At 51.7% G+C, this 553-nt stretch carries 1 rRNA gene; it reads left to right on the top strand.

What is annotated here, in order from left to right:
• Window positions 1-107: ribosomal RNA gene (locus AC56PL_RS27570) — 16S ribosomal RNA — on the top strand; the annotation flags it as partial.
• Between the last annotated feature and the right edge of the window lie 446 nt (window positions 108-553).

The raw sequence follows: 553 nt of genomic DNA on the forward strand, positions 1-553 counted from the left end.
GTGGCCCAACCCCTTGTGGGAGGGAGCCGTCGAAGGTGGGATTGGCGATTGGGACGAAGTCGTAACAAGGTAGCCGTACCGGAAGGTGCGGCTGGATCACCTCCTTTCTAAGGAGCAACATAAACCACACTCGATGTGCTGCTTTGTACCAGCGCCTCACCTCTTTACCGGGGTGTGTGAGTGTGGTGGCCCCGCTTCACTGGCGAATGTTCAGTGGTGGGAGCTCATGGGTGAAACACTAACAATGCCAGCGTCTTTCGTTAAAGAAGGTCTGCCGGCGTTTACACAGGTGACTGTGTGAAGCATCGATACACTATTGGGTCCTGAGGGAACACACCTCCGCGTGAGTGGAGATGAGTTTTTTCTAGGGTTAGACAAGATATCGGCCAGGTTCCGCCTGTTATCACGGTTGTTTGAAGAAGTGACCGTGGGGTGTTGGGGTTGGTTGGTGTGTGTTGTTTGAGAATTGCACAGTGGATGCGAGCATCTTTATTTTTGTTTTGATAAATGTTTGTAAGTGTTTAAGAGCGTACGGTGGATGCCTTGGCACCAG

Source organism: Williamsia sp. Y721, assembly GCF_059683565.1.